The sequence below is a fragment of the Kluyvera intermedia genome (assembly GCF_021440345.1).
Classification (GTDB): Bacteria; Pseudomonadota; Gammaproteobacteria; order Enterobacterales; family Enterobacteriaceae; genus Kluyvera; species Kluyvera intermedia_A.
Map to the genome: position 1 here is coordinate 71443 of NZ_JAKCNS010000011.1, position 24833 is coordinate 96275.

Annotated in this window: 19 protein-coding genes, 6 tRNA genes and 1 pseudogene; 15 read left to right on the forward strand and 11 right to left on the reverse strand. The window is 52.8% G+C overall.

The window, feature by feature from the left end; translation table 11 throughout:
* Positions 1–21: 21 nt before the first annotated feature.
* Entirely contained in the window at positions 22–987 is a 966-nt protein-coding gene (glk, locus tag LZ634_RS03135) for a glucokinase (RefSeq protein ID WP_234502309.1), read from the reverse strand.
* Positions 988–1232: 245 nt separating this feature from the next.
* Between glk and LZ634_RS03140 the strand changes: the two genes are divergently transcribed.
* Positions 1233–2471: an ion channel protein gene (locus LZ634_RS03140; protein ID WP_234502310.1), complete on the forward strand. Its 1239-nt coding sequence runs from the start codon at positions 1233–1235 to the stop codon at positions 2469–2471.
* Here LZ634_RS03140 and LZ634_RS03145 read toward each other — a convergent pair.
* Positions 2468–4129 carry an alpha-keto acid decarboxylase family protein gene (locus tag LZ634_RS03145; RefSeq protein ID WP_234502532.1) on the reverse strand — a complete coding sequence of 554 codons (1662 nt, stop codon included), beginning with the start codon at positions 4127–4129 and terminating at the stop codon, positions 2468–2470. The genes LZ634_RS03140 and LZ634_RS03145 overlap by 4 nt on opposite strands.
* A 172-nt stretch (positions 4130–4301) precedes the next feature.
* Between LZ634_RS03145 and mgrA the strand changes: the two genes are divergently transcribed.
* The 5 genes from mgrA to LZ634_RS03170 all read left to right on the forward strand — a co-directional run bounded on the left by mgrA (position 4302) and on the right by LZ634_RS03170 (position 10014).
* Positions 4302–5300 (forward strand): L-glyceraldehyde 3-phosphate reductase, encoded by a 999-nt coding sequence (gene mgrA / locus LZ634_RS03150; RefSeq protein ID WP_234502311.1) that lies wholly within the window; start codon positions 4302–4304, stop codon positions 5298–5300.
* A gap of 125 nt (positions 5301–5425) precedes the next feature.
* Positions 5426–5755 (forward strand): DUF2502 domain-containing protein, encoded by a 330-nt coding sequence (locus LZ634_RS03155; RefSeq protein ID WP_234502312.1) that lies wholly within the window; start codon positions 5426–5428, stop codon positions 5753–5755.
* A 126-nt stretch (positions 5756–5881) separates the two neighbouring features.
* Positions 5882–7441: a PTS transporter subunit EIIC gene (locus tag LZ634_RS03160; RefSeq protein WP_234502313.1), complete on the forward strand. Its 1560-nt coding sequence runs from the start codon at positions 5882–5884 to the stop codon at positions 7439–7441.
* Positions 7442–7457: 16 nt separating this feature from the next.
* Positions 7458–8810 (forward strand): adenylosuccinate lyase family protein, encoded by a 1353-nt coding sequence (locus tag LZ634_RS03165; RefSeq protein WP_234502314.1) that lies wholly within the window; start codon positions 7458–7460, stop codon positions 8808–8810.
* Positions 8803–10014 carry an N-acetylglucosamine-6-phosphate deacetylase gene (locus LZ634_RS03170; protein ID WP_234502315.1) on the forward strand — a complete coding sequence of 404 codons (1212 nt, stop codon included), beginning with the start codon at positions 8803–8805 and terminating at the stop codon, positions 10012–10014. The genes LZ634_RS03165 and LZ634_RS03170 overlap by 8 nt, the downstream gene beginning before the upstream one ends.
* Here LZ634_RS03170 and LZ634_RS03175 read toward each other — a convergent pair.
* Positions 10007–11554: a hypothetical protein gene (locus tag LZ634_RS03175; protein WP_234502316.1), complete on the reverse strand. Its 1548-nt coding sequence runs from the start codon at positions 11552–11554 to the stop codon at positions 10007–10009. The two genes, LZ634_RS03170 and LZ634_RS03175, sit on opposite strands and share 8 nt — an antisense overlap.
* An 87-nt stretch (positions 11555–11641) precedes the next feature.
* Positions 11642–12880, reverse strand: coding sequence for an Nramp family divalent metal transporter (locus tag LZ634_RS03180; RefSeq protein ID WP_234502317.1), 1239 nt, complete (start codon positions 12878–12880; stop codon positions 11642–11644).
* A 335-nt stretch (positions 12881–13215) separates the two neighbouring features.
* Here LZ634_RS03180 and nupC point away from each other — a divergent pair, with 335 nt between their 5' ends.
* Complete coding sequence (gene nupC / locus LZ634_RS03185) at positions 13216–14418, forward strand: nucleoside permease NupC (protein WP_052285731.1); 1203 nt, start codon at positions 13216–13218, stop codon at positions 14416–14418.
* Positions 14419–14468: 50 nt separating this feature from the next.
* Here nupC and LZ634_RS03190 read toward each other — a convergent pair.
* The 3 genes and pseudogenes from LZ634_RS03190 to LZ634_RS03200 all read right to left on the reverse strand — a co-directional run bounded on the left by LZ634_RS03190 (position 14469) and on the right by LZ634_RS03200 (position 17038).
* Positions 14469–16661: pseudogene (locus tag LZ634_RS03190) on the reverse strand (EAL domain-containing protein).
* Between the two features lie 186 nt (positions 16662–16847).
* Positions 16848–16923: transfer RNA gene (locus tag LZ634_RS03195), tRNA-Ala, on the reverse strand.
* Between the two features lie 39 nt (positions 16924–16962).
* Positions 16963–17038 (reverse strand) — tRNA-Ala (locus LZ634_RS03200).
* A gap of 216 nt (positions 17039–17254) precedes the next feature.
* On the opposite strand from LZ634_RS03200, the gene LZ634_RS03205 reads away from it, so the two are divergent.
* Together LZ634_RS03205 and LZ634_RS03210 are read left to right on the forward strand one after the other, a co-directional pair.
* Positions 17255–17611, forward strand: a complete 357-nt coding sequence (locus LZ634_RS03205; protein ID WP_234502318.1) for a YfeC-like transcriptional regulator — start codon at positions 17255–17257, stop codon at positions 17609–17611.
* Between the two features lie 9 nt (positions 17612–17620).
* Positions 17621–18019: a YfeC-like transcriptional regulator gene (locus LZ634_RS03210; protein WP_234502319.1), complete on the forward strand. Its 399-nt coding sequence runs from the start codon at positions 17621–17623 to the stop codon at positions 18017–18019.
* Between the two features lie 45 nt (positions 18020–18064).
* Here the strand turns inward: LZ634_RS03210 and gltX are convergent, their stop codons facing one another.
* Positions 18065–19480 carry a glutamate--tRNA ligase gene (gene gltX, locus LZ634_RS03215; protein ID WP_234502320.1) on the reverse strand — a complete coding sequence of 472 codons (1416 nt, stop codon included), beginning with the start codon at positions 19478–19480 and terminating at the stop codon, positions 18065–18067.
* Between the two features lie 247 nt (positions 19481–19727).
* On the opposite strand from gltX, the gene LZ634_RS03220 reads away from it, so the two are divergent.
* The 5 genes from LZ634_RS03220 (at position 19728) to LZ634_RS03240 (ending at position 20587) form a co-directional block, all read left to right on the forward strand.
* Positions 19728–19803 (forward strand) — tRNA-Val (locus LZ634_RS03220).
* A 44-nt stretch (positions 19804–19847) separates the two neighbouring features.
* Positions 19848–19923 (forward strand) — tRNA-Val (locus tag LZ634_RS03225).
* 46 nt (positions 19924–19969) lie between these two features.
* Positions 19970–20045, forward strand: a tRNA-Val gene (locus LZ634_RS03230).
* A 4-nt stretch (positions 20046–20049) separates the two neighbouring features.
* Positions 20050–20125 (forward strand) — tRNA-Lys (locus LZ634_RS03235).
* Positions 20126–20245: 120 nt separating this feature from the next.
* A complete protein-coding gene (locus tag LZ634_RS03240) occupies positions 20246–20587 on the forward strand; it encodes a FlxA-like family protein (RefSeq protein WP_234502321.1) in 342 nt (113 codons plus the stop codon).
* Here the strand turns inward: LZ634_RS03240 and LZ634_RS03245 are convergent.
* A complete protein-coding gene (locus LZ634_RS03245; RefSeq protein ID WP_234502322.1) occupies positions 20578–21504 on the reverse strand; it encodes a LysR family transcriptional regulator in 927 nt (308 codons plus the stop codon). The two genes, LZ634_RS03240 and LZ634_RS03245, sit on opposite strands and share 10 nt — an antisense overlap.
* An 89-nt stretch (positions 21505–21593) precedes the next feature.
* On the opposite strand from LZ634_RS03245, the gene LZ634_RS03250 reads away from it, so the two are divergent.
* Complete coding sequence (locus LZ634_RS03250) at positions 21594–22589, forward strand: bile acid:sodium symporter family protein (RefSeq protein ID WP_234502323.1); 996 nt, start codon at positions 21594–21596, stop codon at positions 22587–22589.
* Here LZ634_RS03250 and LZ634_RS03255 read toward each other — a convergent pair.
* Together LZ634_RS03255 and ligA are read right to left on the reverse strand one after the other, a co-directional pair.
* On the reverse strand, positions 22586–22798 hold the full coding sequence (locus tag LZ634_RS03255) for a DUF3820 family protein (protein WP_052282371.1): 213 nt from the start codon (positions 22796–22798) through the stop codon (positions 22586–22588). The two genes, LZ634_RS03250 and LZ634_RS03255, sit on opposite strands and share 4 nt — an antisense overlap.
* 1 nt (position 22799) lies before the next feature.
* The gene (ligA, locus tag LZ634_RS03260) at positions 22800–24815 is read right to left on the reverse strand and encodes an NAD-dependent DNA ligase LigA (RefSeq protein ID WP_234502324.1); all 2016 of its coding nucleotides are present in this window, start codon (positions 24813–24815) and stop codon (positions 22800–22802) included.
* Between the last annotated feature and the right edge of the window lie 18 nt (positions 24816–24833).

The window sequence follows — 24833 nt, forward strand, 5'->3', positions numbered from 1 at the left end:
CGTCGCCAGCGAAGACAGCGCTTACAGAACCTGTCCCAGCGTCTGGCGCAGATGCGCGCCGGAGCCCAGCAGGCCTGGATTGTCATGAACGATCAGATACACCGGGATTGGGTGTACGTAGTCTTTAAAGCGGCCTTTATCTTCAAAACCGCCGCGGAAGCCGGATGCCTTAAAGAATTCAAGGAAGCGCGGTACGATACCACCGGCAATGTAGACGCCGCCAAATGTCCCCAGCGTTAATGCCAGATCGCCGCCGAAACGCCCCATGATGACGCAGAACAGCGACAGCGCGCGACGGCAGTCAGTGCAGGTATCAGCAAGCGCACGCTCGGTAATGTCTTTTGGCTTGTAGTTTTCCGGCAGACGATTATCGGCTTTAACGATAGCCCGGTACAAATTCACCAGCCCCGGCCCCGACAACACGCGCTCCGCCGATACGTGACCAATCTCTTCGCGCAGTACTTCGAGGATAATCCCCTCTTCTTCACTGTTTGGCGCAAAGTCGACGTGCCCACCCTCACCCGGCAAGCTAACCCAACGTTTATCAACGTGAACCAGATGCGCCACGCCAAGGCCAGTGCCTGCACCATAAACGGCGATCGGTTTACCTTCTATCGGCTCGGTGCCGCCAAACTGGATCAGATGCTCTTTTTTCAGCATCGGGATCGCCATGGATACCGCGGTGAAGTCGTTAATGATTTCCAGATGGGAGAAACCAAGGTTCTTTTTCATTTCCGCAATCGAGAACGCCCAGGTATGGTTGGTCATCGCCACCCAATCGCCGGTAATCGGACAAGCAATGGCAATACAGCCATCTTCGACCGATACGTTATGCTCGTCGAGATAGACGCGAACAACCGCTTCCAGGCTTGGGTAATCCAGTCCAGAATAGGTTTTCGCCTGGGAGATCTCCCCGCTGGCAATATCGCACAATGCCAGACGCGCATTGGTGCCCCCCACATCCCCTACTAAAGCAAACTTTGTCATTCCGTTACGGCTCCGCTAAAGTCAGAATAAATCTTTGCCACACTGTAAATTCAAGGCGCTTTAACAACAATGACGTTTGCATGAGCACCCCAGGATTATCGATCTTCGTCACATTTTTTGCGCATTTTTTAGCTCATGCGAAGAGAGATAAACGCTAAGGTCGTATCGTTTCAGCACCATTTGCGCTGAACAAAAAATCGGGAAAATGCAAAGTAGCCCAGGCATTCAGCAAAAAGGATAAAACCATGCTCCACCCGCGAGCCAGAACCATGTTGTTGCTGTCTATCCCTGCCGTGCTGATCGGTGTCGCATCCAGCGTACTGTTAATGGTGGTCGTGAAAATCGCCGCCGTGCTGCAACATTTGCTGTGGCGTAACCTTCCTGCGGCTTTCGGCGTGGACTTTACCTCTCCGTTTTGGATAATCCTGATGCTGACTCTGACCGGTATTGCCGTCGGTCTGGTGATTCGCTACAGCCCTGGTCACGCGGGACCCGATCCGGCAAGCGAGCCCTTAATCGGGGTCGCCGTACCCCCTTCGCATCTGCCCGGTTTGGTGATTGCGCTCATTCTCGGCCTGGCGGGCGGCGTGAGCCTTGGTCCAGAACATCCGATTATGTCGGTCAATATCGCGCTGGCCGTGGCGCTGGGCGCGCGATTTTTCCCGCGAGTCAGCTCGCTCGACTGGACGATTCTGGCGGCCGCGGGCACCATTGGCGCGCTGTTTGGTACGCCCGTTGCCGCAGCTCTCATTTTTTCCCAGACGCTCAGCGGCAATAACGAGACCCCATTATGGGATCGTCTCTTCGCCCCATTGCTGGCCGCAGCTGCCGGTGCTTTAACCACCGGCCTGTTTTTCCATCCGCAGTTCTCATTGCCGATTGAGCATTATCAGGAAATGCGCGTTGTCGATATCTTCAGCGGGGCGATTGTGACTCTCTTCGCCATCGCCGTAGGCATGGTGGCAGTCTGGTGCCTGCCGCACCTGCACGCGCTGATGCACCGCCTGAAAAGTCCGGTCATTATTCTGGGAATCGGCGGTTTTGCGCTGGGAATTATTGGCACCTTCGGTGGGCCAATCACCCTATTTAAAGGGCTGGATGAGATGCACCAACTCACGACCGGGCAAGGTTTCAGCGCCGGCGAGTATATGCTGTTTGCGCTCAGTAAGCTGGCCGCGCTGGTCGTGGCCGCAGCCTGTGGTTTCCGCGGTGGGCGTATCTTCCCGGCGGTATTTGTCGCCGTAGCGCTCGGGCTAATGCTGCATGCCCACGTCGAGGCGGTTCCGGCGGCGATCACCGTCTCCTGCGCCATTCTGGGACTGGTACTCGTGGTGACTCGTGATGCCTGGCTTAGCCTGTTTATGGCCGCCGTGGTGGTCCCGGATACGACATTGCTGCCGTTACTGTGCATCGTGATGCTCCCCGCCTGGCTGCTGCTGGCGGGGAAACCCACGATGATGGTGCCACGTAAACGCCAGGATTAGCGCCCGTTGTTGCGCGCCTCCAGCGCTTGAGTCACCGCTTTCAGCAGCGGAGGGATATCCATTTTCGGCAGCATGACTTCCAGTAAAGTCAGTTTATCCCCCCGCTCCGCCCGCGCCAGCGCATCGTTTAACTGCGATGCGTTGGTCACTTTCCAGCATTCAGCCTGGCAGTCCAGATTCAACGCCTGCGGCACCTGCGTCCAGTTCCATAGACTGATGTCGTTGTAGCGTTGCTCCGGCCCGTGGATCGCACGCTCAACCGTATACCCTTCATTATTAAGCAGCAAAATTAGCGGCCGCTGGCCATCGCGCAGCATGGAGCTTAACTCCTGAATAGTGAGCTGCGCGGCGCCATCGCCAATCACCAGCACCACGCGCCTGTCCGGCTGCGAGGTCTGCGCACCGAAGGCGGCGGGCAACGTGAAACCAATCGATCCCCATAGCGGCTGGACAATCAGGCTACTGTCGGTCGGCAACGTTAACGCGGCAATACCAAATGCAGCTGTGCCCTGATCGCCCAGAACAATGTCATGCGGCCGGAGATATTTTTCCAGCGTGTGCCAGAAATGGCGCTGAGTCAGATGCCCGCTATCCACCGCTGACGGTGCGCTAATCCTCCGGCGATAGGTTTGCCACTGGGCAGAAAAGTCTTTGCTGAGCGCAATCAGCGCGTTTACCGCCTCCTGCATTGCAATCCCGCTGAACCAGCGTTCGCCTACGCGAGCGGCAAACGGCTGAATTTCAATTGAGCGTTGTAGCGCAATGCGGTGGGTGAAGCCGGCAGTGATCGTGTCGGTAAAACAGGTACCAATACAGATAATCACCTCGGCGTCCTCAATCGCCTCGCGCGTTTGCGGCAGGCTAGCCCCTCCGCTGTAGGTCCCGGCAAATCCCGGCTGCTGTTCGTTAAATAGTCCTTTGCCCATCAACAATGTGGCATGGGGAATCGACACCTCTTTCATCCACTGATTGAGCACAGATTGCTGCCCAAACCGCAGCGCCAGCACATCCGCCAGCAAAGACACCCGATGACAGGGTTGCAGTAACTTTCGCGCCTGCAGGATAAAACTGTCCAACTGCGCGTTATCTTTTGCAGCTGATTGCACGCTGAGAGCACTCCCAGGACGCGCAACGGGCAGCGATGCGACATCAGCGGGTAGCAGCAGATAGCCCGGACGTTTGCGCCGCACGATTTCGCTCAGCACCCGGTCAATTTCTTCGCAGGTATTACGGGCATTCAGCACTCCCTGAGCCACCGAAATAGGCGCGCTCATCTGGCGAAAATGATCGAAATTGCCGTCGCCCAAGGTGTGGTGTAAGCACTCGCGTCGCTGCTGAGCGGCTGTACAGGGTGCTCCGACAATATGCAGGACCGGCACATGCTCAGCAAAGCTACCGGCCACACCGTTGAGCGCGCTAAGTTCGCCGACTCCGTAGGTAGTGAGCAGCGCGCCGAAGCCCTGCGTCCGCGCATAGCCGTCCGCCGCGTAGGCCGCGTTGAGTTCATTGGCGCATCCCACCCAGCGGACAGTCCGATGGGCAATCACGTGGTCGAGAAACTGGAGGTTGTAGTCGCCCGGTACGCCGAACAGGTGGTCAGCGCCACAGTCAGCAAGGCGGTCAAGTAGATAATCTGCAACGGTATAAGGCGCGTTCATCATGCACTTCCCCCAGCGGTTTGTTTCTTTGAGTATTGAAGAAGTGTTAAGGCTGTCCAGAATTGGCAAAAAAGTCTGCTGGAAAGCAATATTTACAGATTTCAGGAGTGTACGAGGTGGTGGACATTGGTTAGTGTAAACGTATACACAACCGAATACTCTGGAGGACACCATGGTTTACCAGGCAAGCCCAACGCGTTATGAGAACATGACGTTTCAACGCTGCGGCAACAGCGGCCTCAAGCTCCCTGCCGTTTCGTTAGGGTTATGGCACAATTTTGGCGACGAAACGCACGTCGAAAATAGCCGTCAACTGCTGCGCCATGCGTTCGATCTCGGCATTACCCATTTTGATCTGGCGAATAACTACGGCCCGCCTCCGGGATCGGCTGAAAGCAACTTTGGCCGTATTCTGCGGGAAGATTTTCTCCCCTACCGCGATGAACTGATTATCTCCAGCAAAGCCGGTTACACCATGTGGGACGGGCCTTACGGTGATTGGGGGTCACGTAAATATCTAATTTCCAGCCTCGACCAAAGCCTGAAACGGATGGGATTGGAGTATGTCGATATCTTTTATCATCACCGTCCAGACCCGGAAACCCCGCTGTTGGAAACCATGCGCGCACTGGACCATATCGTACGCCAGGGTAAAGCGCTGTACGTTGGGCTTTCCAACTATCCGGCTGAACTTGCACAGCAGGCCATCGACATGCTTAACGACCTCGGTACGCCTTGTCTTATCCACCAGCCGAAGTACTCCATGCTGGAACGCGGAGCGGAAAACGGTCTGCTGGATGTCTTACAGCAAGAAGGCGTCGGCTGTATTGCCTTCTCGCCGCTGGCCGGGGGACAGTTGACCGACCGTTATCTGCACGGTATTCCGGCAGACTCACGCGCTGCCAGCAACAGTATCTTCCTGAAACCTGAGCAGCTTACCGACGGTAAAATCAATGCCGTTCGCCAGCTCAACACGCTGGCGGAAAATCGTGGGCAGAAGCTGTCACAAATGGCGCTGGCGTGGGTGCTGCGTCAGCAGGCGGTCACTTCAGTCCTGATTGGTGCCAGTAAAGTGGCGCAGCTTGATGATGCGGTCGGGATGCTGGCGAACCGGCATTTCAGCCCGCAGGAATGCGCTGAAATTGATGGCATTTTGAGCGGTATGAAATAACAGCGACTTTAACAAAAAATGCTCTCTCCTGGCGGTTTAAGAGTTAACCCAATAATCCGGGGTTTTACCGAATTGTAATATTGCGTTAACAGGTCTTACTGACCACGATCGTATAGGAGAGAAGTATGTTCAGGTCACTGATTCTGGCGGCGGTATTGATGGCATCGGCCCCAATGTTCGCGAATGCTGGTGAAATCACCCTGCTGCCATCCGTAAAACTACAAATTGGCGATCGCGACAATTACGGCAATTACTGGGACGGTGGTCGCTGGCGCGATCGGGACTACTGGCATAAAAACTGGTATCACCGTGATAACGGCTGGCATCGCGGCTGGGATAAAAATAAGGCCTATGAACGTGGCTATCGGGACGGCTGGGGCGATCGGGACGATCATCGTGGTCGCGGACGCGGCCATCATGGGCGCGGTCATGGACACGGCCACGGCCACCATTAACAAAGAGCCTCCGGGCTCTTTTTTAATGGTCAAATCCTGCGCTTCTTATTCACCACCATTTGCCCTTGAGCAAAAAAATCCTGCGAGTATCTTATCGTTAAGATATTCCACGTCAGGATTTACATCATGAATACCAATTTTAAAAATGAAATTCAGATATTCGGTCGTTCGCTATTATTACCTATTGCAGTTTTAGCTCCCGTCGGGATGGTAATGGGAATTAGCTCGGCGTTAGGCCAGAGTTATATGATCGATAAACTGCCTTTTTTAGGTAATGATATTTTTAAGGCCGTTTTATCTTCTTTGGGATTAATCAGCAGCGTTGTTTTTAATAATATTCCTTTATTATTTGCGATGGGCGTAGCCTACGGGATGTCGAAAAAAGAAAAAGGCATCGCCGTATTTTCCTCTGTAGCCGCTTACCTGACCCTATTAATTTCGATGCATGTCCACCTCAAGCTCGCAGGAACGCTCGCCAAAGGCGATCTTTCATTAGTGGGTCAAGGCATGGTGCTTGGCGTACAAACGCTAAAAATTGAGGCACTCGGTGGGATTATCGCCGGCCTTCTTGCCGCGAAAGTCACTGACCGCTTCTACCGGTTACAGCTGCCTTTAGCCTTTGCCTTCTTTAGCGGCAAAAAATCAGTGGCTATTCTCGCCATCGCCTTTGCCATTCCCGTTGGGCTGATTATCCCCTTTATCTGGGATCTCTTTACCGCCGGAATGCGTGCAATCTCAACCATCATGATGGCACCGGATATTGGCGCGGGGATATACATGACGCTCAACCGCCTGTTGATCCCCTTCGGCCTGCACCATGTGCTGAGTTCAACGGTACGCTTCACCGCCGCTGGGGGGACCTACCTGATAGACGGGCAAACCTACGTTGGGATATTACCGGCGATGAACAAAATCCTTTTTGAACTTGGCCCGACGCATCCAGCGTGGAAAGAGTACATGCCAACGTTGACCAGCTATCTTGCCTCATCACAAATGCTGACCACCTTATTTCGCGTGCCTGCTATTGGTCTTGCGATGTATCACATGGCCTATTTCAAAAACAAGAAATTTGCCAAAGGGATGATTCTGACCGTGGTACTCACCGCGATGTTAGGCAATATCACCGAACCGCTGGAATTCTCCTTCCTGTTTATCGCGCCAAAACTCTTTGTTATCTACGCGGTGCTTTGCGGTTTACTAACTATTCCACTGCAAATTCTGGAAGTGTCCATTGGCTATATTCGCGGCACTATCTTTGACTTTGGTATATTCGGCCTGATGTATGAAAATACGCACTGGGTTAATTTAATTCTGCTTGGTATTGTTAACTTTGTAGTCTTTTATTTCGTATTCCGCTTCGCCATCAGCAAGTTTGATATCAAAACACCGGGACGCGAAAGCGAAATGGCCGACAGCACCTTACTCAATAACAAAGAATACGACAAAGTTGCCGAGATGGTTATCGAGGGACTTGGCGGTAAAGACAATATTAAACGCGTCGAGAACTGCGTCTCCCGCCTGCGTATCGACCTGCAGGATCAGAAAAAAATCAATATGGATCTACTCAAAGAATCCGGGTCACTGGGGACCTTTATCCCCTCGAATAACCATATCCACGTGGTCTTCGGCCCGCACGTAGAATTTGTCCGTAATGCGGTTGATGACCGTCTTGTCGGCGCTAAATAAGCTAAAGGAGAGGGCAATGCGCGCATTGTATGATTCAAAAAGTAAAACCATTAACGATCGCGGCATGAAAGCGCTGCTTGGTCAGCAGGCGAGAGTTCAGTCATGGCTGGATGTTGAAGCCGCTCTGGCGCTGGCTCAGGCCGAGCACGGCATGATCCCAGAAAGTGCGGCGAAGAACATCGCCGCCAACTGCCAGGTTGAAAAGATCGATCTGGACGAAATGGAACGCCTGCTGCGCGAAATAGGTCACGGTTTTGTGCCGGTTATCAAAGTGCTGGTCAAAGCTTGCGACAGTGAAAGCGGCAAATACGTGCACTACGGCGTGACCACCCAGAATATTCAGCAAACCGCCCAGTTGTATCTGGCAAAACGGTTTAATGCGCTGATGCAAGAGTTCGTCAACGATACGCTTCGCAATCTGGCAACCATGGCGAGCGAGCATCAGTCTACCCTGATGGCTGGACGCACCCACGGCAAACATGCGCTGCCCATTACTTGGGGCTATAAAGTAGCCGTCTGGATTGATGAATTATTAAGTGCACAGGAACGAATGCAGGAAGCGGAAAAACGTGTCTTTACGGTGATGATGGGGGGAGCCGTTGGAGCCTTCCACGCGACGGGAGAAACCGGCCGCCAGGTACAGGATAGCGTCGCGCAGCAGCTCGGAATGCACTCCATGGCCATTCCATCCCGCAACTCGCGCGTGTACCGGATGGAGTACATCAGTAATTTATGCCTGCTGGCCACCACCCTACATAAAATTGCCGAGGAGGTGTATCAAACCTCGGGGGAAGAGTTTGGCGAGGTCTCAGAAGCCTTTACCAAAGGCACCGTGGGCAGCAGCACTATGCCGCAGAAAGTGAACCCCAAGCTGGCCAAAGGTATTATCGGCAATGCGCAAAAGCTTTACTCCGTGCTGACATCCTGCCTGTACGTCAGCCCACGCCCGTTTGAAGCGGACAGTTCAGCCTACTTTATCTTCGACGCCAATATTCAGGAGAGTATGGAGTGCATGGCTGAAATCGTGATGCGTGCTGAAGAGCTGACGCGTACGCTGGTCATTAATAGCGAGCGGATGCAGCACAACGTCCAGCTCACCCATGGGCTGATTAACAGCGAAAAGATAATGATGCATCTGGTCGAGAAACTGGGCAAAGATGCCGCACACGAGCGCGTTTACCATCTGGCCATGCGCAGCACTCATGAAAGTATTCCTTACGCGGACGTCCTGCGCCACGATCCGGTTATTCGCCAGAATTTCAGCGATAGCGAAATTGATGCGCTGATTGACCCCGCGCATTACACCGGGCTATGCGCGGTGATTGCCCAGGAAACGTCTGACCGGGTTAAGGAGAAAGATCGTGGCTGATGCCCTTCTCTCTTTGGCCTGCGAGCGAATAATTACCCCGGACGGCATCCGGTCCGGATATCTGCACCTGAATGGCGACAAAATTGTGGCGCTGGACGATAAGCCGCGCGGACGCGTTATCGATTACCGTCACGCCATGCTGATGCCGGGCTTTGTTGATATTCACGTCCACGGCTGGGGGCGTGGCTCTTTTGCCTGGAAAGGTGAGCGGAATTCGCTCCGGGCGATGAGCCAGGATTTGGTCAATGCCGGCGTCACCTCATGGCTGGCAACCTCCGCCACCCAGTCGGAAGACTTTTTACTGGAAAGCCTGGCGGCCGCAGCGCAGTGGATTGCCGACGCCAGGCCTGAAGATGGTGCGCAAGCGGTGGGCATCCATATGGAAGGCCCCTACATAAATCCAAAATTTATCGGCATGCAGCGCCTGGACTGCGTCCAGCAGCCCAGTATAGCCGGGTTCGAACGTTATCAGCGTGCGGCACGTGGCCATGTCCGCTTAATGACGCTGGCGCCAGAGCTACCCGGCGCGCTAGCGCTGATTCGTCATCTTCATCAATCCGGCGTGACTATTTCAGCCGGGCATACCGACGCCACTTTCGATGAGATTGGACTCGCTATCGATGCCGGACTCAACCACTTCACCCATGCCTTCAGCGCAATGCGCGGGCTGCACCACCGCGAACCCGGCGTGGTCGGCGCGCTGATGTACTATCAGGAGACCTTCGCCGAAGTCGCTAAACAGAGCGGCATCACCTTGCGACCAGAGGTCTTTGATATCCTCTACCGCTTAAAAAAAGACCGCCGGATGGTGATGATGAGCGACTGTTTGGGCTACGTCGATTTTCCTGAAGGATTCGAGTTTAAACACTATCTGCGTCAGGAAACGTTCCGTATTCAGCACCATTCGCTGGAGATTACCGACTGCCACGGCTGTACCCGCACAGTCTCTCCTGATGACTGGCCGGCCGTACGCAATCTGGAGATGAGTTTTCTTGATTCGGTGAAAAATGTCGTGACCAGGCTGGAAAAAGGCTGGGTTTCTGCTGCTCAAATCGCCTGCCTTAACCCGGCGATTCTGGCCGGCGTGGCACAAAGCAAAGGCAGCCTGGAACCTGGAAAAGATGCCGATATTCTGGTGCTGGACGCCGAAGAGAACCTACACGCCGTATGGTGCCGCGGCGTCCAACAGGCGCTCGCTAAATAAAGACATCGTCGTAGTGTTGTTCCAGATAGGCTTTTAACGCCTTCGGGCTCATCCCCTGTACCTGTTGAACGAAAGTATCAACAGGTATTTTTTTGCGCGTCGGGCTAAGGCCATGCTCGCGCAGCAGCTGAAAATCATCCTGAGTGAGGTAGAAATTAACCTTTACGTAGTCCAGCTTCGCATGGCGGAGGTGGCTGGAGATTTTATTGGTGAAGGTAATCAGTAGATCGAAATCCTGCTGTAAAAGGCGATCGATTTCATTGATGTTAACGCAGGCTAAAACCTCAATGTGAAAACGAGAGCGCAGCACCTCTTTGAAATAGCCGACTTTGCTTTCCGATGAGTTGGTGACAATAATGACCCGCTTTTTCGCATCCCCGACCACGCGATTTTTGAGCTCATGTTTCTTGATGATAAGCACCAGCGTGGCCAAATGAATTGCCGAAAAAGACATCTGCCAGTGAAGTTCAATCTCGCTAAGCGCCTGCTGAACGTGGTGCCAAAGCTGCGGGTAACGGCGCTCAACATCGTGGAGCTTTTTGTCATCAAACCACAGGTGGAATTTATTCTGAATAATTGCCGCATAAATGAAGTTATAAATATCGGCATACCAGCTGTGATAACTATGAATGGTGGCATTCAGGCAGCCAGAAAGCGCTTCGCTGACCCGCAAAACATGCGCCGCCAGCGCGGGATCATAGAGCGTAAAGGGGCGATGGATAAACGTGAGCGAGGCGATCAGCATGTCGAGGCAGGCGTTTTCATCGTTATCGTCCAGAACCTCATAGGAATAAGTGGTCAGAAAGTGGCTCATCTCGCTGTCGGTAATGCCGTGACCACGTTTGATACGGTGTAGCGCCAGGCTTAGATAAACCAGCAGATATTTGCGGCCGTTATAACCAAGGCGGGTGGCGGGGCTAATCACATTGACGTAATAATCCGCTGCCTGCGCGATTTCCGGCGCGCACTCGCGCAGAAACTGTTCGGCGATAGAACGGTTAATCGGTTCGTTGGCCTGGTGGGCAATCAAACGGTTATCCGCACCTATCTCAACGGTTTTCAGAATAGACATGCACGCGGCAAGGCGAAGACGGAACTCATCCCCCACCAGCTGTGATCCTTTACGCGGAATGCTTAACAGCGTGAGCCCGCTCTCCTGAACCCGGCTCAGCATGAGCGGGGTATCGTTTTTGACCGTCCCGGCGCTAACAAAAAACTTTTTGTAGTACTCGTTCTTATTCACCACATCGTACAGGCACAACGCAACGAACAGATCCTGGACGCGTTCTTCGGCGGTGGTGAGATAGCGATTAAACTGCACCCGCTGCAGAAACTGAATATAGTCGCTGTAGCCAATATTCGTGGTAATACATTGATTATCCTGATGTAGCTGAACGTGGGTCGGCAACAGCTCGTTCAACTCTTTCATCGTGCGTTTCAGCGTTGAAAGCGTTTTACCAAACCGCTGTACGGCATGTTCAATCCCGAGAGGGCTGTTATCCTGAAGATATTTTAAGAAGGAGAGATCAAAATGGTTCATAGCCGTTCGCTGAGAGGTAAAACCCAGCAAAGGATAGCGGAAAAGGCGAAGGAAAACCGTGACCTGTCACGAGTCACGGTGCACCGATTATAAATTCAGCAGCGTTCCCACCAGCAGCCAACCGTTTAACGTCACCACGATAGCCACAATGACCCAGCCAATACGTTTAACCCACCGAGTGTTAACCAGTTCGCCCATCAGTTTACTGTCGCTGGTAAACATCAGCAGCGGCACCAGCGCCAGCGCAATCCCGAAGCTCAGCAGAACCTGGCTCATCACCAGAATTCGCGTAGGATCCAGGCCCATCAGAATCACGATAAACGATGGCAGCATCGTCACCACACGACGGAACCACAGTGGAATATGGAAGCGGATAAAGCCCTGCATCACCACCTGGCCGGCAAGTGTCCCCACGACCGTTGAAGATAACCCAGCGGCAATCAGGCTAAGTCCGAAGATGGTTGCTGCCGCATGGCTGAGCAGCGGCTCCAGCGTGAGATAAGCCTGATCCAGGTCGGCAATCCCGGTGTGCCCATGAGCGTGGAATGCCGCAGCTGCGGTAGCCATCATCGCCAGGTTGACGAAACCAGCAATGGTCATGGCGATTGCCACATCCCAGCGCGTGGCGTTATAGCGCTCTTTCGCCGTGCCGCCGTGCAAGTGTTGGGTCAATGACGAGTGCAGATAGATTACGTGTGGCATGATGGTTGCCCCTAACACGCCTGCTGCGAGGAACACGGCTTCAGAGTTGGGCAGCGACGGTAAAATCATGCCTTTTGCCAGCGGTGCCAATGCAGGCTGGGAAAAAATCAGCTCGACAATGTAGGCGGCAGCCACAAATAGCAGCAGGCCGCCAATGACTTTCTCCAGCGGTTTTTGCCCACGGCGCTGCAGCATCAGGATTAAGAAGGTGGCAATCCCCGTCAGCACTGCCCCCTGAAGCAACGAAATACCGAGAATAAGTTTAAAGCCGATAGCCGCCCCGATAAATTCGGCAAGGTCAGTGGCCATGGCGATAATTTCCGCCTGCACCCAGTAAAACCAAACCAGCGGGCGCGGATAGTGATCGCGAATCTGTTCCGCCAGGTTTTTCCCGGTCGCAATGCCGAGCTTGGCCGACAGCACCTGAATCAGCATCGCCATCAGATTCGCCCAGACCACCACCCAGAGGAGCTGGTAGCCAAAACTGGCCCCTGCCTGAATGTTGGTCGCAAAGTTACCGGGGTCGATATAGCCGATTGCAGCAATGAATGCTGGCCCCATCAACGCTAACCGCATACGGCGCGCTGCCCGACTGGTGTTATTCTCAACGCGACTGTTGGTCATTCTCTGCCTCAAAAACATAGCCTTTGCTATGTTTCATGCTAACAAAATGAGAATGATTATCAAGTTCATTTGTGAGGGATGATAATGATTGCTCTGATAGCCGGAACCGATAGCCAGACTGGAGGTTAGGATGGATTGGTATACGCTTAATGACAGAGTAGTACAACGTGGAAACTTTTCATACATTTACTTAACATCACAAAAATGTATCGAAGATCACTATTTTAGAGTTTGCTCACAGGTTCTAAATATAGTGAGAGACAGATCTCGTTTTATTTGACCATGTTACATAGAATGTGCACGAAAACTTAACCCGCCTCATGTTTGGAGCAAATATGGACCGCGTCTTCCATTTTATTCTCGCGCTCGTTGTGGTTGCGATCCTGGCCTTACTGGTCAGTTCCAACCGTAAACAGATTCGCATTCGTTATGTTATTCAGCTACTTGTCATCGAAGTATTGCTGGCATGGTTCTTCCTGAACTCCGATGTCGGTCTGGGTTTCGTAAGAGGCTTTTCCGAGATGTTCGAAAAACTGCTCGGTTTTGCCAACGAAGGGACCAACTTCGTCTTCGGCAGTATGAACGATAAAGGCCTGGCATTCTTCTTCCTGAAAGTCCTGTGCCCAATCGTCTTCATCTCCGCGCTGATTGGTATCCTCCAGCATATCCGTATCCTGCCGATTATCATTCGTGCGATTGGTACCGTGCTGTCTAAAATCAACGGCATGGGTAAACTGGAGTCTTTCAACGCCGTCAGCTCGCTGATCCTCGGCCAGTCTGAAAACTTCATCGCCTATAAAGATATCCTCGGTAAAATGTCCCGCAACCGCATGTACACCATGGCGGCAACGGCGATGTCTACCGTTTCGATGTCTATCGTGGGCGCGTACATGACCATGCTGGAACCAAAATACGTCGTTGCGGCGCTGGTTCTGAACATGTTCAGCACCTTTATCGTTCTGTCGCTGATCAACCCTTACCGCGTTGATGAGAGCGAAGAGAATATCCAGATGTCTAACCTGCACGAAGGACAGAGCTTCTTCGAAATGCTGGGTGAATACATTCTGGCAGGCTTCAAAGTAGCGATTATCGTTGCAGCTATGCTGATCGGCTTTATCGCCCTGATCGCCGCGCTGAACGCCCTGTTCGCTACCGTCACCGGTTGGTTTGGCTACAGCATCTCCTTCCAGGGCATTCTGGGCTACATCTTCTACCCGGTTGCCTGGATTATGGGTGTTCCCGCTAACGAAGCTCTGCAGGTTGGTAGCATCATGGCAACCAAACTGGTTTCTAACGAATTCGTTGCAATGATGGATCTGCAGAAAGTTGCCGCTGAGCTCTCTCCACGCGCAGTAGGCATCATCTCCGTGTTCCTGGTTTCCTTCGCTAACTTCTCTTCCATCGGTATTATTGCCGGTGCGATTAAAGGCCTGAACGAAGAACAAGGTAACGTGGTTTCCCGCTTCGGTCTGAAACTGGTTTACGGTTCTACGCTGGTGAGCGTGCTGTCTGCTTCTATCGCCGCGCTGGTTCTGTAATCCCTGAACTTTAAAAAGGGCCTGTAACGTTGGTTACAGGCCCTTTTTCTTTAGGTTTCGGTCGGGTATCCAATCTCATAAAGTGGCCGGGGTTTATCAATCAGATATCCCTGCATGTAATGAACGCCCAGTTTGACCAACAGCGCCTGCTGTTCTTCGGTTTCTACAAACTCAGCCACCACTTCCAGATTCTGTACCTTAGCCAATTCGCAGATTGAGCGAATAATCATGGCATCCATTGGGTTGGTCAACACATCCCGCACAAAGCTGCCGTCAATCTTAATGATATCGGCCTCAAGGCGCTTTAAACGCTCATAGTTGGCATAGCCAGTACCGAAGTCATCAATCGCAATCTGACAGCCGAATTCACGCAGTTGGTTGAGATTTTTAATACTGACATCGGAGTTTGAGAACGCCTGTTCCTCGGTGATCTCCACAATAATGCGCTTGACGTTGACCTGGTATCGGCGAAATAGCGCAATAATCTCCGTCGCGCTCTCTGCTTGCATCAACGTATAAGGCATTAAATTGACGGAGAAACGCTGGACGGGGAAAGCCTCCAGCGAGCAAAACAGCTTTTCCAGCACCAGCATGTCAAAGCGCTTACTGAGGTTAAACTGGGTCAATATAGGGATAAATTTATCCGGTGTCACCAGCCCATTGGCGTCCACCAGACGGCTAAGAATTTCATAGTACCCTTCTCCCGACGGTTTTCTGATTGGCTGGGCATAGAGCACAAAACCCTCCCCATCGAGGGCATTTTTAATGCGGTTAAGCAAAATGACCCGTTCGCTGGTTTGATCAAACGCTTCCACCTGACCGTTATCGAGCTTGAGGATTTACCCCGTTTCACCCGCCTGTTCAGCAAGCCAACTCAGCTGTCCCAGCGTATGGTAAAGGTTACCGCCTTTGGCGCGTACGCGCCCCCAGGAGATGCCATATTCCAGGTTCAGCAACGAATTATTCCAGCGAATATCCTGGCTGCGCAGAAACGCGGCCAGATGGCGCAAACGCGCTGCGGTATCCGGTCCGTAGAGCACAAGCAGCAGCTCGTTGCCCGGCAGCTGGAACAGCTTCTCATCGGCAGCCAGTATCGGTTGCAGCACTTGCGTAATGCTGCGCTTGCACTGAATACGCATCATCATGCCGTAGTGGCGGCTGAGAAAATCGAGATTTTCGATATGCAGACAACAAATGCTCGCTGAGCCTGGCTTCTCCAGATACCCCTCCAGCGCACGCAGGTTGGGTAGCCCGGTTAACGGATCGATCATCGCCTGTTCCTGCCACTTTTGCTTCACTCGCTTACTCCGGTGGTAAATCTGCAGCATGTACAGCAGGCAAACGGTGAAAGAGATCAGCGAAGATAAAACAAAAGAGAGTGAGTGTTGCGTCTGAATACCGTGTAGAAAGTTAGTATTGTTTATCACCAGTATGAAAGCTGATAACGTCCAGGCCATGATGACAACCTGATAGGTTAACCGACTGATTCCAAATGCAAAAAACACGCATATCATCGGGACGAGATAACCTGCAAAGTAATCGTTACCAAACGGAGCACATAAGAAAAACAGCAGAATGGACAGACCCAGGAACCAACTGCAGACGTTTAGCCGACATGAAAAATGACGATAAATGGCAAAATTCCGACGCCAGAAGGCCCTCGCATAATTGGGATTCAGACACATCCTCATCGGGTAATAGAACAGTTTTGCAAAAATTAACGATGCGCAGACTAAACCCTGAATATTAACAATCGTATAAATCGTCGTTGTTATATTAAAATAATTAAACAGTGATTGTGGAGTTTCTATAAATTCGCCCACCAAATACATCATAATCTTTGCCATCAAAGGCGTAGCAAAGCCAAACCAAAAAATATGTAACCCTAGGTTATAAATCACTAAACCATGCCGCCAGCGGCGTCCTAATATAGATCGCAAAATAAAACTAGAGATACATACTGCGGTCAACTGACAGAATAGTAATATTAATGAGTCAAAGGGGGAAAGGTTGATTTGCCAGTAGCTTGTAGCGGTAAACCCAACAATCAACGGCAGTACCGCATGACGACCAAACAGCCTCACCATTGCTATCATGACGCCAAGCGGCAACCACGCCAGATATACAGAGTGGCCCTCGTAAATGGCAGTTGGTGATATATAGCGAGATAAAGGAATAGCCACCAGGCTCATTATCAAAGCCAGGAAAAATTTTCTTAATGAGGTACTCCATTTAACAGTCATGCGTAGCAGCCGATATCCTTTATCGTACATAGAGTGACTGTCTGAATATTATTGTTACTAATTATTCTAAGCAAGTGTGGGTGATAAAATACTGAGCCATACCCGCATTTTATATTATATCTGCTACTTTTTTACGCATGCAATAAATGCAAAAAACCCCCGCCTTTCGGCGAGGGTTTCATAATTTGGTGGAGCTAAGCGGGATCGAACCGCTGACCTCTTGCATGCCATGCAAGCGCTCTCCCAGCTGAGCTATAGCCCCACAGTGCGTTTACGTTCCAAACCTGATGGGAGCAGGATTTGGTGGAGCTAAGCGGGATCGAACCGCTGACCTCTTGCATGCCATGCAAGCGCTCTCCCAGCTGAGCTATAGCCCCAACGTAAAGCTGTCGTGTTGACGGGCGGCATAATATGAATTCCCTTGCGCAGTGTCAACGGCAAAATACATCAAAGGAAGTTAATCGCTGAAAAAGCAGACAAATGCGCAACATTACGCGCCAGGTCGCAAACAGGAGTTATCCGCGTCACGTTTTCCAGTAAAACGATGATATAACATGAACCTGTAATTCCCACACTGCGATTCAGGAAATAGCATGCTCAAGGAACGAATGACGCCGGAGGAGATTGCCCACCTTACGGGATATAGCCGACAAACCATCAACAAGTGGGTGCGTAAAGAAGGCTGGACAACATCGCCACGTCCCGGCGTTCAGGGCGGTAAAGCCCGCCTGGTACACGTTAACGAGCAGGTCATGGCGTTCATTAATAGCGCCCAGCGCGTTTGTGAGGCAACCGCCCCCTACGCGGCGAACGGCAACGATACTCCTTTCCATACGCTGCTGCTCACGCTGGGTGGTGAAATGACCGAATCTGAACAGAAGCAGCTCACCACATTGCTGCTGCGTGAAGGAATCAGCGGTTTATTACAACGTTTAGGGATCCGCGGTTAAGCATTCGTCATGAAAAAATTGCCTGCAAAAATGTCCACTGAAGAGCTAGCCGATCGTCTGGGAATGACTCGACAGACAATCAATCGCTGGATCCGTGAGCAAGGGTGGCGTACCGAACCCATGCCGGGGATAAAAGGTGGCCGAGCGCGACTCATTTTTATTACCCAGCAAGTTCTGGATTATCTGGCCAACATGCCTGCCCTGCGCGATGTTTCCGCAGATAATCAGATGCAAGAGCCCGTGCGCAGCTACAGCGCTAAAGAGTCTGATGTGCTCTGGCGACAAATAACCGATGTGCTGCAAAATATGACGCCCGTCGAACAACAACGACTTCAGCTTTTGCTTTCCCGGGAAGGAATTAGTGGGTTCTTAACGCGGCTCGGACTAAACCGCGACGACGAGGCGTAAAAAAAGCGGGTTTCCCCGCTTTTTTATTATTACTGCTTCAGGTGTTTACTGCTGGCTTTCGCGCTCAGCGATAAAGCCCAGAGCTTTGTTAATGCGCTCGATGCTGCGGGATTTTCCGATAGCATGTACGGTAACGTCCAGCGCTGGCGACTGCCCTGCCCCAGTAACCGCTACGCGCAGCGGCATACCAACTTTCCCCATGCCCACTTCCAGCTCATCAGCGGTAGACTGAATGGCGTGATGAACGTTTTCAGCGGTCCATTCGGTGATAGCTGCAATTTTGTCACGCACCACTTCCAGCGGCTGACGCGCAACCGGACGCAGGTGTTTCTTCGCAGCGTCTGCATCGAACTCAGCGAAGTCTTCGTAGAAGTAGCGGCAGCTCTGTGCCATCTCTTTGAGCGTTTTGCAGCGCTCGCCCAGCAGTTTGATAAGCTCAGACAGCTGCGGCCCAACGCGAGTATCAATATTTTCCTGCTCAATGTGCCACTGCAAATGCGTCGCCACATACTCTGCTGGCAGAGTATTAATGTAGTGATGGTTCAACCACTGCAGTTTTTCGGTATTGAACGCACTGGCGGATTTACTTACGGCATTCAGCGCGAAGTATTTGATCATCTCTTCACGGGTGAAGATTTCCTGATCGCCATGGGACCAGCCCAAACGCACCAGGTAGTTCAGCAGCGCTTCCGGCAGATAACCGTCATCGCGATACTGCATTACGCTGACCGCACCGTGGCGTTTAGACAGTTTTTTACCGTCATCACCGTTGATCATCGACACGTGCGCGTAAACCGGCACCGGCGCATTCAGCGCTTTCAGGATGTTGATCTGGCGCGGAGTGTTGTTGATATGGTCTTCACCACGAATAACGTGGGTGATTTCCATATCCCAGTCGTCAACAACAACGCAGAAGTTATAGGTCGGGGAACCATCGGTACGGCGGATGATCAGATCGTCCAGCTCCTGGTTGCTGAATTCGATTGGCCCACGGATCTGGTCATCAAAGATAACGGATCCTTCCTGCGGGTTAGCAAAACGCACAACGCACGGTTCATTATCAGCATGATGCTCGTGGCCATGGCGGCAGCGGCCGTCATAACGTGGTTTTTCACCGTTCGCCATCTGCTCTTCACGCAGTGCTTCCAGACGCTCTTTGGAGCAATAGCATTTGTAGGCGGTACCGGCTTCCAGCATTTCATCAATCACCGCGTTGTAGCGGTCGAAACGCTTGGTCTGATAGTACGGGCCTTCATCCCACTCCAGATTCAGCCAGTTCATCCCATCCATGATGGCTTCGATGGCTTCCGGCGTTGAGCGCTCGAGATCGGTGTCTTCAATACGCAGCACAAACTCACCGTCGTGGTTACGTGCAAAAAGCCAGGAATAAAGAGCAGTACGAGCACCGCCGACGTGCAGATAGCCGGTCGGGCTAGGCGCGAAGCGAGTTTTGATTTTCATGAAATGGCCTTACGTTTATAAAGATGCCGACAGCCGGCAAATACTGGAAATAAAAGTGGGCAATATTCTATCACTCCCACTCGGTTGTTCCCACCGCCAGCGCATGCTTTACTGTTTTTGCTTAGAATTCATACATAATAGAGCGTTTTGCGATCGCTTTGATTAATTTTACGACGAACGAACAATTTCTTTAGAAAATGCGTTGACTCATTTTCAACTCTCCCTATAATGCGACTCCACACAGCGGGGGTGATTAGCTCAGCTGGGAGAGCACCTCCCTTACAAGGAGGGGGTCGGCGGTTCGATCCCGTCATCACCCACCAACTACTTTATGTAGTCTCCGCCGTGTAGCAAGAAATTGAGAAGTGGGTGATTAGCTCAGCTGGGAGAGCACCTCCCTTACAAGGAGGGGGTCGGCGGTTCGATCCCGTCATCACCCACCACTTTCTCGCCAGCTGGATTTCTTGCAAAAATGTGAAGTACCGAAGTGGGTGATTAGCTCAGCTGGGAGAGCACCTCCCTTACAAGGAGGGGGTCGGCGGTTCGATCCCGTCATCACCCACCACTTCGGGGCGTTAGCTCAGTTGGTAGAGCAGTTGACTTTTAATCAATTGGTCGCAGGTTCGAATCCTGCACGCCCCACCAGTGTAAAAAGGCGCCCTAAAGGCGCCTTTTTGCTATGCGCGATTCACCCTTTTAGTTCCTCCTCAAGTCCTGCCTCATTCTGCCGATATTGCTTATATTTCCCTTTAGAAGGCGAACATCATGAGCACTATCAGCGCAACTGCCGTTGCGACGTTACAAAATTCCGGCAGCTCCAGCATATCAAGCAATAACGATGCGGCATCCCAGATGGCGCGGATTACTCAACAGATCGTTAAGCTGACCCAACAGTTAAAAGAAATTGCCGACGGCAGCGGCAGCGCGGAAGAGAAACAGAAACAAGCGGAAATGATTCAGGAGCAAATTGCCATGCTGGAAGCGCAGCTGGCACAACTTCAGAACCAGCAAGCAGAAAAAGCACAGGAAAAGCAGGAGCAATCCGCAGCCGCCATCACCGGAGTTAATAACCCCAGCGACGCGCATAAGATTGACATCTATATCTGATACAACGGATCCTGCAAACGCGCATCCATCAGACACTGGCCCTGCTCACGGGCCACATCCCACAACGCCTGTGCCGCCGTTGAAAGCGAGCGTTTTTTACGCCGCGCCAGCATCAGTTGGCGTTCGACGCCCGGAGCCAGTCTTTTCACTACCAGTGGACTCCCCTCCGGCAATGGCAACGCCAATGCCGGAATAATGCTAATGCCAATTCCCGCAGTCACCATCGGAAACAGCGTCGCCGGGTGGCCAATCTCCTGCACAATATCGGCCTCAATATCATGCAAACGCAGCGCCGCATCAATCAGCATACGGCTACCGGAGGCATAATCCTGTAACACCAGCTTTGCTCCCTGAAGCGCTTGCCAGCTCACGCTCGGTAAATTCGCAAAAGGATGGTCATTGCGACAGAGTAAAAAGAACGGCTCTGACAATACGGTTTCACACTGCAAATCGCTCACGGCACCGGGATCGATAACGATGCCAAAGTCGACGTCACCCTGACGAATACTTTCCAGTACCCACTGCTGAGGACGGTCATGCAGTACAAAGCGAATGTCCGGATAGCGTTGGTTGCTCTGGGCAATGCATTGGGGAATCAGATGCGCCGAGATAGTCTGGCTTGCCGCCACGCGCACCGTACCGCTTAACTGCTGCCCAGTGCGCCCAGCCTCGCGCAACGTACTGTGTAATTCATCAAGCTGGCGCTCAAGCCGCTGCGCCAGCTGCTGTCCGGCTTCCGTCAGCACCACTTCGCGGGTGGTACGATCCAGCAGGCGAACACCAGTCTGGTTCTCCAGCTCCTTCACGCTGTGGCTCACCGCCGACTGGCTCAGGCCAATCATCTCCCCCGCCCGACTAAAGCTTTTCGCCTGAGCCACCGTCACAAACACCTTTAACTGCCGTAGCGAGTAATTCATCTGTTTTTTTCATGAATGGATGCAATAAATCAATTTTATTTCTCAAAAATAAAAAAGCAAAATGTCTGCATCGATCTTCAGGAGTTTTTATGAAACTTTTCCGCATTCTGGATCCCTTTACGCTGACCCTTATCGCCGTCGTCCTGCTCGCCACCTTCTTCCCGGCGCGCGGCGACTTTGTCCCCTTCTTCGAAAACCTGACCACCGCCGCCATCGCGCTGCTGTTCTTTATGCACGGCGCCAAGCTGTCGCGTGAGTCAATCATCGCCGGCGGCAGCCACTGGCGGCTGCATCTGTGGGTGATGTGCAGCACCTTCGTGGTATTCCCGGTGCTGGGCGTACTGTTTGCCTGGTGGGCACCGATTAACGTCGATCCGCAGCTTTACGCGGGTTTCCTGTACCTGTGTATTCTGCCAGCCACCGTACAGTCGGCAATTGCCTTTACTTCACTAGCCGGTGGCAACGTTGCCGCCGCAGTGTGTTCGGCATCCGCCTCCAGCCTGCTGGGGATTTTCCTCTCTCCGCTGCTGGTTGGTCTGGTGATGGACATCCACGGCGCAGGCGGTAGCCTTGAGCAGGTTGGCAAAATCATGCTGCAGCTGCTGCTGCCGTTTGTGCTTGGTCATCTCTCCCGTCCGTGGACGGCGGCGTTCGTGACCAAACATAAGAAATGGATTGCTAAAACCGACCAGACGTCAATTCTGCTGGTGGTTTACTCAGCCTTTAGTGAGGCGGTAGTGAACGGTATCTGGCATAAAGTCGGCGTCGGTTCACTGCTGTTTATCGTGGTGGTCAGCATCGTACTGCTGGCGCTGGTTATCATAATCAACACCGTGGTGGCTCGCCGACTGGGCTTCAATAAAGCGGATGAGATTACGATAGTCTTCTGCGGGTCGAAAAAGAGTCTGGCCAACGGTATCCCGATGGCCAATATTCTCTTCCCAACATCGGTATTGGGGATGATGGTGCTGCCGCTGATGATCTTCCACCAGATCCAGCTAATGGCCTGTGCGGTGCTGGCGCGCCGCTACAAAGCCCAGACCGAGAAACTGCAGGCCAAAGAACAGGCCCGCGTCGGAAGCTAACGCTTCAGGGGCTGTACCAGCTGGCTCAGCCCCTCAGTTTTAATCAGTAGCGTTAGTTGCATCAGCTCGCCAAGGTGCCCGGCAGGAAACTCATCCTTGCGGGCAAACCACAGCAGATACTCTTCAGGCACATCAATCAAACGCCGCCCCTTATATTTGCCAAACGGCATTTCGGTGTTGGCTATTTCAATGAGCTGTTCTTTATCCACTTTAGACTCCTAACAGGCGTAGCATTTCAGCCTCGTCAATCACCTCAATCCCCAGCTCCTGCGCTTTCGCAAGCTTCGAGCCTGCCGCTTCGCCGGCAATGACCAGGTCGGTTTTCTTCGACACGCTTCCAGCAACCTTTGCCCCCAGCTCAACCAAACGCGCTTTGGCATCATCGCGGGACATCTGGCTCAGGCTACCGGTAAGAACCACGGTTTTTCCCGCAAACGGACTGTCAATTTCGTCAGCATTGATAACCACCGGCGCTGGCCAGTTCACGCCCTCTTTAAGCAACTGCTGGATAACCTCGCGGTTGCTCTCTTCGGCAAAGAAGTTAAACACGTGATTGGCCACTACCACGCCGACGTCGGGCACTTTTTGCAACTCGTCCACCGACGCGGCTTCCAGCGCCTCCAGCGTGCCAAAGAAGGCGGCCAGCCCAGCGGCCGTCGCCTCCCCGACTTCACGAATACCCAAAGCATAGAGGAAACGGGCGAAGGTTGTTTGCTTGGCTTTTTCCAGCGCGCTGACCACATTCTGCGCCGATTTAGGCCCCATGCGATCCAGCCCGGTGAGTTTGCCTGCTGTCAGGGTGAACAGATCGGCTGGCGTATGGACGTACTCTTTCTCCACCAGCTGGTCGATAATTTTATCGCCCATGCCGTCAACATCGAGCGCGCGGCGGGAGACAAAGTGCTTAAGCGCTTCTTTACGCTGCGCACCACAGATTAACCCGCCGGTACAGCGCGCGACGGCTTCACCTTCAACGCGCTCGACGTCAGAGTTACACACCGGACAATGCGTCGGGAAGACCACTTCCTGGGTGTCATCCGGGCGTTCTGAGAGCACGACGTTCACCACCTGCGGGATAACGTCACCGGCACGACGGATCACCACTTTATCGCCAATACGCAGCCCCAGACGTTCAATTTCATCGGCGTTGTGCAGCGTGGCGTTACTGACCAGTACGCCCGCAACCTGAACCGGTTCAAGACGCGCCACCGGCGTAATCGCGCCGGTACGGCCAACCTGAAACTCGACGTCGCGGACAAAGGTCATCTGCTCTTGAGCCGGGAACTTGAACGCTACTGCCCAGCGCGGCGCACGCGCCACAAAGCCGAGCTGTTCTTGTAATTCCAGCGAGTTGACCTTAATCACCACACCATCGATATCAAAGCCCAGCGTCGGCCGGTCTTCTTCAACCTTGTGGTAGTAAGCAAGCACTTCCTCCGGCGAATCACACAGCTTCACGCGATCGCTGACCGGCAGACCCCATTCCTTAAACTGCTGCAAACGCCCAAGGTGAGTATCCGGCAGTTCACCGCCTTCCAGTACGCCCCAGCCATAGCAGAAGAAAGTAAGCGGTCGCTTCGCGGTTATACGTGGGTCAAGCTGGCGCAGTGAGCCGGCAGCGGCATTACGCGGGTTAGCAAACACTTTGTTGCCCGTGCGGCGCGCTTCTTCGTTAATTTTTTCAAAGCCTGGCTGCGGCATAAACACTTCACCGCGTACTTCCAGACGCGCAGGAATATTGTCGCCGCGCAGCTTGAGCGGAATGGCGCGGATAGTACGCACGTTGGAGGTAATATCCTCACCGGTGGTGCCGTCGCCGCGCGTTGCCGCACTCACCAGCACGCCGTTTTCATACAGAATACTAACCGCCAGGCCATCAAGCTTCAGCTCGCAGCACCAGGTTAGTTTGTCCGTGCTTTTCAGGCGATCCTGAACGCGTTTGTTAAAAGCGAGAAAGCTTTCTTCATCAAACACGTTGTCCAGAGACAGCATCGGGACTTCGTGGCGAATCTGGCTAAACGCAGCCAGCGGCTGGGCACCCACGCGTTGAGTCGGTGAGTCAGAAGTGATGAGTTCCGGATGCTGGGCTTCCAGCTCGCGCAGTTCGCGCATCAGGCGGTCATACTCCGCATCCGGCAATTCTGGCGTATCTAAAACATGATAAAGGTATTCATGATGGCGAAGCGTCGCTCGCAGTTCAGTCAGTTGTTGTTCTATCGGTTGCATATCACACCATCAATGATA